The sequence below is a fragment of the Desulforamulus profundi genome, from assembly GCF_002607855.1.
On the sequence record NZ_AWQQ01000084.1, the window covers coordinates 1 to 11091 of the forward strand.

14 protein-coding genes, 2 tRNA genes and 1 pseudogene are annotated in these 11091 nt (G+C 46.6%); 13 read left to right on the forward strand and 4 right to left on the reverse strand.

What is annotated here, in order from left to right; translation table 11 throughout:
* On the forward strand, positions 1 to 413 hold a 413-nt coding region (locus P378_RS12575), incomplete at its 5' end, for a prolipoprotein diacylglyceryl transferase family protein (RefSeq protein ID WP_143338484.1).
* Positions 414 to 588: 175 nt separating this feature from the next.
* On the forward strand, positions 589 to 1155 hold the full coding sequence (locus P378_RS12580) for a ferritin-like domain-containing protein (RefSeq protein WP_238473191.1): 567 nt from the start codon (positions 589 to 591) through the stop codon (positions 1153 to 1155).
* Between the two features lie 522 nt (positions 1156 to 1677).
* Here the strand turns inward: P378_RS12580 and P378_RS12585 are convergent.
* Positions 1678 to 1754, reverse strand: a tRNA-Arg gene (locus tag P378_RS12585).
* A gap of 244 nt (positions 1755 to 1998) precedes the next feature.
* Here P378_RS12585 and P378_RS12590 point away from each other — a divergent pair.
* Together P378_RS12590 and P378_RS12595 are read left to right on the forward strand one after the other, a co-directional pair.
* Positions 1999 to 2370 carry a hypothetical protein gene (locus P378_RS12590; protein WP_099083503.1) on the forward strand — a complete coding sequence of 124 codons (372 nt, stop codon included), beginning with the start codon at positions 1999 to 2001 and terminating at the stop codon, positions 2368 to 2370.
* A gap of 151 nt (positions 2371 to 2521) precedes the next feature.
* Complete coding sequence (locus tag P378_RS12595) at positions 2522 to 2758, forward strand: hypothetical protein (RefSeq protein ID WP_099083490.1); 237 nt, start codon at positions 2522 to 2524, stop codon at positions 2756 to 2758.
* An 88-nt stretch (positions 2759 to 2846) separates the two neighbouring features.
* On the opposite strand, the gene P378_RS12600 is transcribed toward P378_RS12595, so the two are convergent.
* Both P378_RS12600 and P378_RS12605 read right to left on the reverse strand, forming a co-directional pair.
* Positions 2847 to 2921: transfer RNA gene (locus P378_RS12600), tRNA-Met, on the reverse strand.
* A gap of 64 nt (positions 2922 to 2985) precedes the next feature.
* A complete protein-coding gene (locus tag P378_RS12605) occupies positions 2986 to 3345 on the reverse strand; it encodes a hypothetical protein (protein ID WP_099083491.1) in 360 nt (119 codons plus the stop codon).
* A 189-nt stretch (positions 3346 to 3534) separates the two neighbouring features.
* Here P378_RS12605 and P378_RS12610 point away from each other — a divergent pair, with 189 nt between their 5' ends.
* From P378_RS12610 to P378_RS12635, 5 genes are all read left to right on the forward strand, one after another.
* On the forward strand, positions 3535 to 4347 hold the full coding sequence (locus tag P378_RS12610) for a histidinol-phosphatase (protein ID WP_099083492.1): 813 nt from the start codon (positions 3535 to 3537) through the stop codon (positions 4345 to 4347).
* A gap of 164 nt (positions 4348 to 4511) precedes the next feature.
* Positions 4512 to 4772 (forward strand): hypothetical protein, encoded by a 261-nt coding sequence (locus P378_RS12615; protein ID WP_099083493.1) that lies wholly within the window; start codon positions 4512 to 4514, stop codon positions 4770 to 4772.
* 38 nt (positions 4773 to 4810) lie between these two features.
* Positions 4811 to 5230: a nitrogenase component 1 family protein gene (locus P378_RS12620; protein ID WP_180261095.1), complete on the forward strand. Its 420-nt coding sequence runs from the start codon at positions 4811 to 4813 to the stop codon at positions 5228 to 5230.
* A gap of 7 nt (positions 5231 to 5237) precedes the next feature.
* Positions 5238 to 6329, forward strand: a complete 1092-nt coding sequence (locus tag P378_RS12625) for an FUSC family protein (protein WP_099083495.1) — start codon at positions 5238 to 5240, stop codon at positions 6327 to 6329.
* A 350-nt stretch (positions 6330 to 6679) separates the two neighbouring features.
* The gene (locus tag P378_RS12635; RefSeq protein WP_099083497.1) at positions 6680 to 7402 is read left to right on the forward strand and encodes an N-acetylmuramoyl-L-alanine amidase family protein; all 723 of its coding nucleotides are present in this window, start codon (positions 6680 to 6682) and stop codon (positions 7400 to 7402) included.
* Positions 7403 to 7443: 41 nt separating this feature from the next.
* Here P378_RS12635 and P378_RS12640 read toward each other — a convergent pair whose 3' ends face one another.
* The gene (locus P378_RS12640; RefSeq protein ID WP_099083498.1) at positions 7444 to 7800 is read right to left on the reverse strand and encodes a DUF2680 domain-containing protein; all 357 of its coding nucleotides are present in this window, start codon (positions 7798 to 7800) and stop codon (positions 7444 to 7446) included.
* A gap of 199 nt (positions 7801 to 7999) precedes the next feature.
* On the opposite strand from P378_RS12640, the gene P378_RS12645 reads away from it, so the two are divergent.
* The 4 genes and pseudogenes from P378_RS12645 to P378_RS21840 form a co-directional block, all read left to right on the forward strand.
* Positions 8000 to 9064, forward strand: coding sequence for a ComEC/Rec2 family competence protein (locus P378_RS12645; protein WP_099083499.1), 1065 nt, complete (start codon positions 8000 to 8002; stop codon positions 9062 to 9064).
* A gap of 259 nt (positions 9065 to 9323) precedes the next feature.
* Entirely contained in the window at positions 9324 to 9548 is a 225-nt protein-coding gene (locus P378_RS12650) for a DUF378 domain-containing protein (RefSeq protein ID WP_099083500.1), read from the forward strand.
* A 202-nt stretch (positions 9549 to 9750) separates the two neighbouring features.
* On the forward strand, positions 9751 to 10062 hold the full coding sequence (locus P378_RS21835) for a metallophosphoesterase family protein (RefSeq protein WP_238473193.1): 312 nt from the start codon (positions 9751 to 9753) through the stop codon (positions 10060 to 10062).
* A 221-nt stretch (positions 10063 to 10283) separates the two neighbouring features.
* Positions 10284 to 11091: pseudogene (locus P378_RS21840) on the forward strand (metallophosphoesterase family protein); the annotation flags it as partial.

The window sequence follows — 11091 nt, forward strand, 5'->3', positions numbered from 1 at the left end:
GCAGGATTGGCTGCCTGTTGAACGGAGACGCTTACGGCATACCCACCAGCTTACCCGTCGGCGTTATATATAGGGAAGGAACTCCCGCCTATGCTGCCTACGGGGCACAGCCCCTATTTCCGGCGGAAATCATAGAGGGGGCGGCGGATATTGCCATCTTATTTATCCTGCTGCGAATATTTAGGCGCAAACCCTTTGACGGTGCGGTGGCGTTGACCTACTTTATGCTTTACTCCTTAGTCCGGTTTACCCTGGGGTTCTGGCGGGCCAACAGCTTGACGATCCTTGGCGGTTTGAAGGCAGCCCAGTTGACCACCCTGGGTACGGCGTTGCTGGCACTGGGGCTACTTATCTACAAATGGAAAGAAAAATCAAAACGCCAGATAGGGATGGCCGGGGTTAAAAGTATATAGTAAATCAAGGCGACCATAAAAATGAAGGTCGCATTGATTTTGACGTCTTTTAACTAACTACTCCGAGACCAGCACATACATTTATGAAAAATAAGGAAAATTTGTTTTTGTAATATTCCTTTTCAATCTCTGTATAAATAATTTAAAAACAAAGTTGGAAGGAGGGGAGTACCCTTTGTGTGATGACATCAAGAATAAATCCTTGAGCATTTCAGGCGCAGAACATGTTAACCGTTGGTGTGCGTTGACTGCTCCGTATCCAGAGCCTAGGGTTGTTCGTCCCAATCATTATTATGCCATGCTTATATTGGAGGATTACGCGGGTGCAGTGAGCGAAATGACTGCGATTAACCAATACTTGTATCATTACCTGACATTTGAGGAAAAATATGAAGATTTAGCGGAGTTGGAAGAATGTATTTCTATTATAGAGATGCATCACCTTGAATTGCTTGGCGAAACCATCCGTATGCTGGGGGTTGAGCCCGAGTACCGAACACTAACCCATAACCAACCTGTTTATTGGAATGCATCCTTTGTGTACTACGGGCAGAACATCTGTGACAGGCTGGCCTCCGATATTGCGGCGGAGAAAATGGCGATCCAGAATTACAGGATGCACCAGCAAATGATTGATGACCCCTACATTAAAGAGCTACTGGAAAGAATCATCATGGATGAGCAACACCACCTTCAACTGTTTACCAGCTATGCGCAGAAATATTGTCCAGGAATGAAATAACAGTAAAATTAGTGATCAGCACTCTTAGTAAAGCAAGCAGTAGCTTTTATAAATTCCCTAAAAAGTATCCCGTATCACTATGACAGTGGTACGGGTTTATTCATGTCTTTTGAACTCTTTCTGGAAAATAAGTACGGTTAAATAACTAAGGCGTTTGCCGCTTTTTTATTTTCTTTTTCTTTGAGCCTTATACATTATAGAGGATTTTTGCAATAATTTACGAAATCTTTTTAGATATTGCTGAAGCAAGTTGAAAAAGGGGGAAGGGGCTAAAAAGCCTGCGCCACACCCATGCAAGTTTGCTGCTAAAACAAGGGGAATCCCTGAAACTTATCTGTGAGCGGTTGGGTCATGCAGGGATTGGTATTGCCTCGGACATTTATACACACCTTATGCCGGTATGCCAAAAAAGGCGGTCGATAAATTAGAGAGAAGTGTGCTGTTTGGTGAGGTGTTTGGAGAAATCGGGCACCAATATAAAAAAATAGCCTCTGGCGAAATCGCTAGAAGCCTTGATTTTACTGGCGTCCCAGAAGGGATTCGAACCCCTGACCTACGGATTAGAAGTCCGTTGCTCTATCCAGCTGAGCTACTGGGACATTTCTTGGGCCAACAAGTGACATTGTAACACAGCACTATGCAAAATACAAGAAGATAATTTTACCGCTACCATTTGCACCGGGCAGTAATTATTTTATATGATAAAATAATCAAAGTCAATAAAACAGGTTCTCCTTGTTGTTGTTCTCCTTTGTTATTGTTAAATACTATTTGATTACAAAAAACACATTCCGTTATTATGCCAGAAGAATTGTTATAAACAACACATTAGGGGTGATTGAGTTGGAAAAAAAGCAAATCATAAAAGATATTGTATTTGTGGGCCAAAATTGGGAAAGCAACAGGGAGAAGGCAGAGGAAAAAATGGCCGGGTTACTCTCCGGGTTTTCTTTATGCCAGCAATGCAATAACGACAACGATGGGGATATCTTTTGGGTGATTGAGGAGATAAAAAGCGGTATACTAATAAAGCGATGTGATACCAACCTGTTTTCTGTTTGCAGTTTGAAATGCCTTTTAGACCGGGGGCTGAACAGGAAGGCCTATTATTCGGTGGTGGCAAGAACCGGCAGCGGGAAAGTTTTCTCTACCGGTTTCCACGGGCTCAATGCGACGGCCTTGAATGATTTTGCCCGCTGCATCTGTGGTGGCTAGGTTGTCCACCGAAATAATTTTGTCATACATTTGTCATCAATTAGACAAGCCTAAAACCTTAAATAATATTGAAGTTGCATGTTAAATTTGGGATAATAGACCCAGAGGGTAAAATAATTACCCTAAATTATTATTACTAGGAGGATGTTGGATGGAGCTGGATGTGAATGTGAATAAGGAACGTGACTTGTTCACAGATTTGGTGAGCAAGGTATGCAACAATAACCAGCCCGGAATCATTGCCCTGCAGCCCAGCGAGTTAACTGACGAGGTTTGGGAAGAGATTGTTAAATACAACCTGAACCCGGAAAGCCCCTGTCTTGTATATTTGGAGGACAGCTCAACCGACAACCAAGTGAAAGTAAAAGTAGTTTGTAAAACTGCCTAACTTAATAAGACCATACCTTAACCTCCCTGTTCGGAGGTTTTTCCTTTAGAAAGAAGAAAGACTCTGCCGGTTCGGCAGAGTCTTTAAATGGTTGCGGGAGGAGGACTTGAACCTCCGACTTCGGGTTATGAGCCCGACGAGCTACCAACTGCTCTATCCCGCGGCAACTTGTTTATTATAGTAAATCTTTTGGGAAAAGTCAAATGCCAATTTTTATGAACGTAACTTTAGAAGCCGCAGCGACTGGCCCGGATGCATTCGCACATTTCACGGATCGTTTCTACTTCATCATCGCCGGCCGTAGATAATTTGGTTAGGAAATTGATTAAGCTTTCCTCCATGTTCTTTTGATTTAGCTCAAGTCTTTCCTCATCTGTAAGTGGAGGGCGTTTTCCTTCCCGTATTTCATTCACCAGTTCCGTCATTTTCTTGGCGCTTTCTTCTCCTAACTGCATAGGAATATACATTTTAAGCAGTTCCTGTTCTTCCTTTGATAAGCATGCAGGCGGAATTTGATTTTCTTTTTGTATGTCTTCTTTAACCTTTGCCAGCAGATCTGCCAGGCCTTCTTTGGTGAGGTGGGACATCGATTATTTCCTCCAATCTTAAATCACAGTAAGGATATTTTTATTTTACCAGATTATCAAGTAGAAAACATAAAAAGTTTGGACAAAAGCTACATTCAATAACGGACATGTATACAGACCGATTTTATTGATTTTTTTCTCAAGTGCTTATATGATTGGCTTTATAAGAGCGCAAAAGTTGGTGAAAGCATGTTAACAGATTATCATATTCATGTGGAGCAGGGACCTTACACCGTAGACTGGCTGCGTGAGTTTGCCCGGCAGGCCGGGGCGGCAGGCATCGAAGAGTGGGGGGTTTCGGAGCATGCCTACAGGTTTGTTGAGACCAGGTCGATCTTCTGGAATGGTTGGGTAGAGCCTAGGCAGACCCAAAGAATGGAAGATTACCTTTCGATGATTATGAAGGCCCGGGAAGAAGGGATCAAGGTTAAGTTTGGCATTGAGATGGACTACTTTCCGGGGAAGGAACAGGAAATTGAAGAATTCCTAAACCGCTATCCCTTTGACTATGTCATAGGTTCGGTGCATTGGATAGATGAGTGGGGAATCGACCTGTCGGAAATGAAGCAGGAATGGGACCGGCGAAACGTTGAAGATGTTTGGCGAGCCTATTTTGATCACATTGAACGCCTGGCCCGGAGCAGGCTGTTTGATATCGCCGGTCACCTTGATCTGGCAAAGATCTTTAAATATGTGCCAACCAACATGGATTTTCTTGTTGAACAATACAACCGGGTGACAAAGATCCTGGCCGAAAACGGCACCTGTATCGAGATCAGCACCGCCGGGTTAAGAAAACCGGTAGGAGAAATCTACCCGCACCCGCTGCTTCTGGAGGCCTGCTGTAAACAGGGTGTTCCCATTGTGATCAGCTCAGATGCCCACTGCCCAGGAGATGTAGGGGCGGATTTCCCCAAAGCTCTTGAACTGGCCAGAAAGACAGGGTACAGGGAAATTCAGGTGTTTTCCTGTAGAAAGGCAGAAGCTTATCCCTTGGGCTAACCATTTTTCTTTAAATAATCAACAAGATTCGCTAGAGAACTGGTTGATGGACTAAATGGCGGGTGGTATAATCTAAAAAACGGAATAAAAACAGATTAAGCAAAGGTGCTGAAGATTTTTGATCAGCACCTTTTTTGTTGGACTAATTCTACGGGGGTGGTACAATGAAAGCACTAAAAGCTGACTTCTCTTTACAAAACAAGACATTGTTTGCCGCTAATCTTTTTGGCGACTTTCAAAATCAAAAAGAGATTCAAACGGTTAAAGAGTTGTTACTGGAATTGGATATTGTAGCAGACTATCTCCCGCCTGAACACATGAAATCAGTTGTTTTACAAAGCGTAAACATTAATATCAACCATTTGCCAACCAGTGAGGTTATGATACAAAAAAGGATTCAAAGCCGCTTTGACCGTCCTTTTTAACCGTTTCCTTTATGGGTCCCTCTGAAACCGCGGGGGCATTGAGAGATGTAGGTATGGTGATGAGTTTACGCCAGTCTGAAACCGAACGGGTGATTCGACAGGGACTCGCATTTGTTACCAACGGTATCAACCACTACGGGGCAGAACTTTACAGAAAAAAGGCATACCTGTTGTTAAATGGCTACTACGGTGAAATTATCGGTCGTATACTGGATGACTTGGGAATGGTTGTTGTCAGTCCCCCCGATAAAACACATTATCCTACGCCGGAGGCGTTGCAACATTTAATCAAAGAATGCGGCATTGACTTGATTGTCGGGGATGACAGCCAGGTTTTCACGAATACCGGCAAAACTCCTTATTTATCACTATCCAATGTAAATGAATCATTTCTCTGCTTTAAGGGTTTTATAAACCTTGCCCACTGTATTACGAGGGTTATAAAGGAGAATCATTAAACACCGGATGAATATAAACAGAATCTTTCCCTTTGTGGGGGCAAGAATACTTAAAACGGGAGCAGCCGTGGCTCTGGCAGTGTATATCTGCACCCTGCTGAAATTGGATCCAAAAGTATTTGCAGGTGTAAGCGCCGTCATCAATGTCCAACCTTCCATTTATCGTTCCTTTCGGAACGCTGTGGAACAAGTCCTAACCCATGTCATCTCGGTGATCATCGCCGTCGTTTGTGGTTATGCCTTTGGCACCGGCCCCCTGATTATCGGGCTGGCGACCATCATCATTATTACCACCAATGTCAAATTAAATCTTAAACAGGGTGTATCCATGGGGGTTGTGGCCGGGATATTTGTGTTGGACGCACCGCAGCAAGATTTTTTAAGCCATGCCCTTACCCGGTCCTATGTCATTTTTGTCGGGTTGGGCGCTGCCCTGTTCATCAACAGCTTTTTGCCTCAGCCACGCTACAGCAGCAGTTTTTTATCCCACCTGGGAAAATTTAATGAAGGATCGGCAAAGTTTTTTGTGGAGTTGGTCAAGGGCTTTATAAAACTTGAGCCAATCAGTGCGAAAGACTATGAAGTAAAGCGGACAGAGATCAAAGACCTTCTGAGAACAACAAGAGACCTGTTTGAACTACACAAGGAACAAAATCACTATTTGAAACATGTTCCCGGCGAGAAACAGGATTTATGGGAGAAATACCTGGACTTTAATGTTAAATTGTTTTATAAGAGCCAGGAAATATACAGCGCCACCCTGCAGCGGTTGGAATGGCGAAAAGAGCGGGGAGATCCCCCTATATCCAATGAATTTTACATGGTTCTTGGCATGCTGGAGAGAGGCATCCACTCCTTTGAGAAATTAAACGATGATTTACATCGATATGTTTTGCAGGGAGAACCCCTGGTACCGGTACAATTCAATGAGCAGTTTTGGGAAGAATTAAGCTATTTTATCGACCGGTGGCACACCAGGATGACCGGTGCCGACTTTTTACATGCCTTTATGTACGTGTCTGCGGTAGCCAGCGATATTAAGTGGGCCAACAGGAGTATCAAGGAATTTTCCCCTGTTAAAACACAAGGTGAAGTATAAACCCTGCCGCTTTTTGGCAGGGTTGTTTATATTTAGCTTACCAAGGAAAATCTTTATGAATCACAATTGAATTAGATTTTTCATAGATTGGTAGAAAAAAAGGGGTTGATACGATGCCTTATGCAGAATCCTGCTCCACGACCTACTGGCTGCCTATTATCTGCTGCGTTTTTCTTTTCCTGCTTATAATTGCGATTATCGTACTGCTGATTTGGTTCCTGTAATCCACAGGCAATCATCAATGGAAGCACTGCCCAGGCAGTGCTTTTTTCGTGCATGGATGTATTACCGGTCTCCTAAAAAGCTAAACTAGAAAAGGCAGAATTCAAAGTAAGAAAAGGGTAACGAAAATGTACATAAAAGAACCTTATAAAAAACACAGGTATTACTGGATCTTGCTTGGTCTTTTACTTATTCTTTTACCTCTGGGGATTTATTTAAAGGGAATGGCGGTAAAATCAGAGGCCCAGAACAGAGCGGCCAAGCCCCAACGAAAACCCCTGGAACAGCGTACAATCATTATTGACCCCGGGCACGGCGGCACTGATCCCGGGGCCTGCCGGGCGGGGGTTATGGAAAAGGACATTAACCTGGCCATTGCCAAACGGGTGGCCCGGCATGCTGCAGGCTATGAAGTAAAATTTACCCGGGATAAAGATGTTGATTTTACAAAGCACGGTGTTTATACAAAAGAAGCAGAGCGGCAGGATCTGGACCAAAGGATTGAAATGGCCCGCAGTTTGGGCGGGGAGGTTTTTGTCAGTATCCATGTAAATACCGGACTGGGTCAGGACGGGGGAGCCATTATTTATTATGATCAGAACAATCAAGGCAGTGTCCGACTGGCCAGGATCATTCAAAAAGAAATGAACGAACTATCCGGTATGTCTAAAAGGCCGAGAGCGGATCACTTTTATCTTTTTGAGCATTTAAACATTCCTGTCATCATTATCGAGGCGGGCTGGCTCTGCAACCCGGAGGAAAGAGAAAGGCTGCAGGACCCGGACTACCAGGATCAACTGGCAGGGGCCATCGGCCGGGGGATCTCCGAATTTCTGAAAACAACCCGCTAAAACAATCAGCGGCCCTCTGGGACCGCTGATCCAATTTTCGATTAAGATTGAGGCTGCGCCGGCGGGTTATTCATCCATCGTCCGCCGCCCATGCCTTTACCGCCGCCGGGTCCCATGCCGTAGCAACCCATACCGCCACCGCCGCCGGGGCAGGTATAGCCGTTCTTGGCACGGAATTCCTTCATTTGGTCAAAATGCTGTTTCCAGGCTTGCCCCTGTTCCGGTGTCAGGCGTCCGTCTTTCACCGCCTGATCAACCCAGGCTTTTTTCGCTGCAAACATCTGGTCAAACCATGCTTTGGCCTGCGCGTCGGCGTCACTGGCTGCAAAGGCGGCGGGAACCGCCAGAGCGACAATGGCCAGGATCAGCATTCCTACCAGGATCATGCGCTTGTTCATGTCCTCATCTCCTTTCTTTTGTTTATATCATAACCAGAAAGTTTTACAATCTAGTCTCATAAATGTTACAAAAGTGTCACGATTTTATTATACTTCTGCTCCATCGGGGGTAAAATGTTTAGCAAACCTAAGGGAAGGCACCGCTTGAAGGTTAATGGTATAATAAGATTTGTTACATAAAAACAAGGGAGAAGAGAAAATGAGAAGGTTTATTGTTCTTGCATTAGGATTACTAATCTTCATTACTGGCTGCAGCCAGGCAGCCCGGGATGCCGTAAAGCCGGAGGCGCCTAAAATCCAGCCCGGTATTCTGAAGGTACATTTTATCGACGTGGGGCAGGCCGATGCCATCCTGGTGCAGGCGGGCGAGGAAAATATGTTGATTGATGCCGGTAACAATGAGGACGGGGAAGGGGTGGAGAATTATCTTAAGCAGCAGGGAGTTAAAAAGCTGTCGGTCGTTATGGGGACCCACCCCCACGAGGACCACGTGGGGGGCATGGATCATGTAATAAATGCCTTTACCGTTGACAAAGTTTATTTGCCAAAGGTGAATCACAGTACCCAAACCTACAAAGATGTCTTACTGGCTGTCAAAGAGAAAAACCTGAAAGCCACCGCTGCCCAAGGAGGACAGACCTTCACACTGGGTGAGGCCCGGGTGGACATTTTGGCACCCAATGGCACCGGCTATGAGGAACTGAATGACTACAGCATTGTTTGTAAGGTGACCTTTGGGGACAGCAGCTTTCTTTTAACGGGGGATGCCGAAGGGACATCGGAGCAGGAAATGCTGAAAAAGGGATACAACCTAAAGGCGGAAGTTTTAAAGATCGGTCATCACGGCAGCAGTTCTTCCACCGGAGAGCAGTTTCTGAAGGCGGTATCACCGAAAATGGCGGTTATCTCCGTGGGGCAGAACAATGACTACGGGCACCCGCACCGGGAGACGCTGCAAAAATTGGCGGCGGCCCAAATCAAAGTTTACCGCACTTCCCAGGCGGGAACCATTGTCATGACCTCCGACGGGAAGAAAATTGAAGTGGAAACTGCAAGAGCGACTTCGGCGGCAGGGTCGACCGGCCAGAACAAAGAATATGTTGACAGCCGGGGCCGGGGTCTTATCAAAGGGAATATCAACAAAAAAGGGGATAAAATCTATCACCTGCCGGAACAGGCAAACTATGAAAGAACCAAGCCTGAGGTCTGGTTTACGACTGAAGCAGAGGCAGAGGCTGCGGGTTTCAGGAAGGCTGACCGGTAAGTGCCTATTGACCGCTTCGAAGGGAAATAGGCTGTTAGGAGATAGAAGTTAAATCCTGTGAAACGTCCCCTGCCCCGGCAGGGCGAGAGTAGGGGATAGAGTATTTCTTTAAAATAACGACGGATCCAATGTATAAATAATTGCTCTGGTCAAAAATAGTTGACTGATATCTAATTTTTTGGTTTAAAGTGTATAACAATTAACAAATTGGGTAACAATACTCATCGTAATCATATTTTTTCATCAAGGAGTGATAACGGTGGAATTGTTATCCAGAATTGCCTTGGTGCTGGTCATCGTAGGCGCATTAAACTGGTTGCTGGTTGGCCTTTTCAGCTGGGACCTGGTTGCTGCCCTGCTCGGTGGGGACGCAGTACGGGAAGCCTCTTTGCTAAGCAGAATTATCTACAGCTTAGTAGGTATTTCCGGCATTATTTTAATTCCCACCCTGTTCCGTGACAGAGCACAGGTAGAAAACAAGTAAGACAAAAAGCCCTTCACCTGGTGGAGGGCCTTTTGTTTTTTCATAATTACTTTTTTGGATAGTATACCCCTGGAAGGAAGAAGCTCGCAGAAAATCCAGGGCATCAGCCGCTCCAATTTTTTGCATTAGATATAGAACCTGGCAATCAGACTGCGGGTTGGATATAATTGAACCAGTACAAGTTGCTGAAGGAGTGCAATTTATGGCCACGGTAAAATTTATTCACTGTTCGGATATTCACCTGGGCCGGCAGCGCCTGGGCGGCAAACTGCCGGATTCGGATTTTGCACAGGCCCTTGATTGGATTGTCCGGTATACCATTGAACAAAAAGCGGACGCCCTGCTTATTGCCGGGGACCTTTATGATTCTCCCAGCATCCAGCCCCCTGTTTTGCAGCAGGCCACCGCCTGTCTGAAGCCCCTTCAAGAAGCGGGGGTTCCTGTCTTTGCCATTGAAGGCAACCACGACCGGGCCACCGTTACCGGAGAGTCACACACCTGGTACGGTATTTAAATGATATCGGACTGATCCACCTGTTATCCATTCCCTTCACATCCGAGGGGCCGCTGATTACACCCTGGGATGGTCGGAAAAGAAGCGGTTCCTACATCGACTTCAAAGGAGTCCGCATTGTCGGTGCGGGCTACCTGGGCGCCGGCACCATTAAAAGGGCCCGCCTGATTGCTGAAACCCTCACAGGCTGGCAGCAGGACGGTAAGCCCGGGGCGTCGATCATGCTGCTGCATGCCGGGCCTGACTATGTGGTACAAGAAGGCGGCGGATTCTCCAAAGAAAACCTGGAGTTCCTCCACCAATGCGTGGATTACCTGGCCCTGGGCCACATTCACAAACCCATGAACCACGGGGGATGGGCCGTCAACCCCGGTTCCCCGGAACATGTCCGTCTGGAAGAGTGCCGTTACGACGGACAACCCCGGGGCATGGCGGTGGTGGAAATGGACCCGTCCCGGACATGCCCCCTGCAAAGGGTGGAAATTGTGGCGGTTCCCAGGAGAAAAGTCTTCAGCCTGCGCTATGACTGCTCTCCCCACAGCAATAAAACCAAGCGGGCCATGGATGCCATTCAGGCAGACATTACAGAAAATCTTCGGGTCCTGGGAGCGTCGCCGGAGGATGCTGTGAGGTTGGAACTGACCGGTACGGTCAACCTGGGCCGCATCCGCCTGGATACCGAAGCCCTGGCCCTTTATTTGGAGGAAAACCTGCCGGTGAAGGCTGTGGAGGTAAATTCCGGCGGCCTGCAGCTGGCTGTCGGGGAAAATTCTCCGGAGGGCACCCTTCAAGAAATTCCTTCCAGGGAGGCCCTTGAACTGTCTGCCATCCATGAGGTGGTCATGCATAACCCGCTGCCGGGGTTGGAACACCAGGCAGGCATGCTGACCAGGTTGTTTTACCAACTGAAGGAAGATGTGCGCAGCCGGGCCTCGGCCCAGGAGATCAGGGAAAGGCTTAATGCCTGTGGGCTGCTGGAATTGCTGGTGGCGGAGGCCCTGGAGGAAATGCCGGAGAGGTCCGTGGCCA

Coding starts and splice junctions, on each gene's coding strand:
- P378_RS12610 (WP_099083492.1), top strand. CDS start 3,535: ATGTTAACAGATTATCATATTCATGTGGAGCAGGGACCTTACACCGTA.
- P378_RS12605 (WP_099083491.1), bottom strand. CDS start 3,345: ATGTCCCACCTCACCAAAGAAGGCCTGGCAGATCTGCTGGCAAAGGTT.
- P378_RS21835 (WP_238473193.1), top strand. CDS start 9,751: ATGGCCACGGTAAAATTTATTCACTGTTCGGATATTCACCTGGGCCGG.
- P378_RS12635 (WP_099083497.1), top strand. CDS start 6,680: ATGTACATAAAAGAACCTTATAAAAAACACAGGTATTACTGGATCTTG.
- P378_RS12615 (WP_099083493.1), top strand. CDS start 4,512: ATGAAAGCACTAAAAGCTGACTTCTCTTTACAAAACAAGACATTGTTT.
- P378_RS12625 (WP_099083495.1), top strand. CDS start 5,238: ATGAATATAAACAGAATCTTTCCCTTTGTGGGGGCAAGAATACTTAAA.
- P378_RS12645 (WP_099083499.1), top strand. CDS start 8,000: ATGAGAAGGTTTATTGTTCTTGCATTAGGATTACTAATCTTCATTACT.
- P378_RS12640 (WP_099083498.1), bottom strand. CDS start 7,800: ATGAACAAGCGCATGATCCTGGTAGGAATGCTGATCCTGGCCATTGTC.
- P378_RS12595 (WP_099083490.1), top strand. CDS start 2,522: ATGGAGCTGGATGTGAATGTGAATAAGGAACGTGACTTGTTCACAGAT.